The 2,158-nt window shown below is 44.5% G+C and carries 3 protein-coding genes; all 3 read right to left on the reverse strand.

The window, feature by feature from the left end; genetic code table 11:
* Window positions 1–290 precede the first annotated feature (290 nt).
* Window positions 291–1,001 (reverse strand): SAM-dependent DNA methyltransferase, encoded by a 711-nt coding sequence (locus HPY74_20880; protein NSW93061.1) that lies wholly within the window; start codon window positions 999–1,001, stop codon window positions 291–293.
* 14 nt (window positions 1,002–1,015) lie between these two features.
* Window positions 1,016–1,195 carry a hypothetical protein gene (locus HPY74_20885; GenBank protein NSW93062.1) on the reverse strand — a complete coding sequence of 60 codons (180 nt, stop codon included), beginning with the start codon at window positions 1,193–1,195 and terminating at the stop codon, window positions 1,016–1,018.
* A gap of 294 nt (window positions 1,196–1,489) precedes the next feature.
* Complete coding sequence (locus HPY74_20890; protein ID NSW93063.1) at window positions 1,490–1,738, reverse strand: DNA-binding protein; 249 nt, start codon at window positions 1,736–1,738, stop codon at window positions 1,490–1,492.
* Window positions 1,739–2,158 lie beyond the last annotated feature (420 nt).

The raw sequence follows: 2,158 nt of genomic DNA on the forward strand, positions 1-2,158 counted from the left end.
GGGCTGTCCTTAAGTTTCCCGCCGCCCGTTCTTCGCCAGTATCCCCCCAGAGCATACCGCGCAGCACCTCACGCCGAACCCAGCGGCCCTGCTGCCAGAACAGGTAGGCTGCCAGGGCACGTACCTTGGCAGTAGGAAAGCTAACCTCTCCATCCGATGTGCAAATAGCAAAGCGACCGAGCATCTGCACCTGAATCATCCCCGTCACTCCTTCATGATATCTTTGCCGGAATAATTCAATTATTACTAATCTATTTCCTTTTTTTAGAAACAATACCCAGATTTAATTTTTACAATAACGGTTTCCACATCCACAACATCGGGGAATTCTGGTTGCTTTCCTGCCCGCAGATGGAAACCACGCGCTCGAAAAGCTTGTCAATCTCTCTGGCTTTTCCGTTATAGTGGTCGCTGTGCGCCTCCACAAATTTCTCACTTTGCGCGAACATTCCGCCGCTGCCGCAGCATGGGTCAAAAACCCTGCCCTCGTAAGGCTCGAGGATTTCAACCAAAAGCTGGACGACGGAACGCGGCGTATAGAACTGCCCGCCCTTTTTGCCCTCGGCCAGCGCAAACTGCCCAAGGAACCATTCATACACGCGCCCGAGGATATCGTTTGATCTGGAAACGCTGTCACCAAGCGCGATAGTACCGATGTCTTTCTCAATGGCGTCCATCGCGTCGTCTATGTCTTTACCAATCGTCGGCAGCTTGGCGCGGATCTGCAGGTAATCCCAGCGTGCCTGCGGCGGTACGTAAAATACGTTTTCCGCGCGGTATTCGTACGGGTCGTCCGGGTTTGCGCCTTCGTACTCGCCCTTGCCCTCTTTAAGTTTATTGTATAATTCATAAAAGCTGTCGGATATGTATTTTAGAAATATAAGCCCTAAAACGACATGCTTATATTCCGCGGCGTCTATGTTCTTGCTGAGCTTATCGGCAGAACTCCAAAGCACCTGTTCAATTGATTCTGATGTGGTTGTTTTCTTTGCTTTTGCCATTCTATTTTTCTTCTCTATTTTTTTATTTTTTTATCCGCAAATCTGCGGGCTTGTCCGCATCTTTTGGTATCGCCCATGCCCAGCCCAGGCGCACAGCACCTTTGATCCGGCCCTGCTCGCATAAGACCTGAACTCTGCGCTGAGAAATGTTCCACTTCTCTGCCGCCTGTTTTGCCGTAATATATTCCATTCACCGATGCCTCCAAGGAAAAATAATCCAATTAACAATTATATGCGAAGAAACGAATAAAAACAATAAGCTAACAAAAATTTTTTTATTATATCTGTAAACCTCTCCTGTTTTCTCCACCCGCCCATGGAAATATACCCAATCTCGCCCAAATACCCATAAAGCCTTGCTGTGCAAGGCTTTACTCACTGTGTTTTCTTTTGAGCAACACCACGCACTCAACGTGGCTTGATTTATATATGAAAAGAGAACATAAGCTGAAAAGCCATGTCCTCTTGTTCATTCGTTTTTATTACTGCTAAACCTGCACTTTTAACTTTTGCCGGTATTCAGCATAATGATCGCTTAGTATATACTCAATAACCCATACTTTAGGTATCATATAAGTATCACGAATATAAAAATGCTTTACATGGTTTCCTCTTAAAAGTTTTCGCGCTGTACTATCACCAATGCCGCCTAACATAGTCCTGAATTGTTCCAAGGTAACTACGTCAGGATATGGCTCAAAAATTCGTTTATAATATTCTTCATTTCTCACAGTCATCAACTCCTAAATTATTTGTCAGTGGTAGGAGTGACTGTTACAATATTAGTTTTTAATTAACATTTGTTATAGTTATTATGTGGATGGTGAGTTATCTGATCATCCCCCCACATCCCTCCAATATCCCTCCAACATCCAAAATTTGTTCCAAAATCAGTTTTTTTGTATAAGCTTTGAAACGGTGGGATTTTCAGAGGTTAAAGTGCCGGAAAAGCCGATTTTACAAGGTTTCCGGCGGTCTGTAACTTCCGCTAAAGTGCATTACATTCCCGATGTTTCCGGTTATGCTGCAAAACTCAAAATCCAGTGATGGCAACATCGTGTGGGTTCAAGTCCCACCTTCGGCACCAAAGAAAATGGTTTCACGGAAGTAATCGTATTTCTGTGAAACCATTTTTGTCGCTAATTATGTTACGGATC

It is taken from the genome of Bacillota bacterium (assembly GCA_013314855.1).
Classification (GTDB): Bacteria; Bacillota; Clostridia; order Acetivibrionales; family DUMC01; genus Ch48.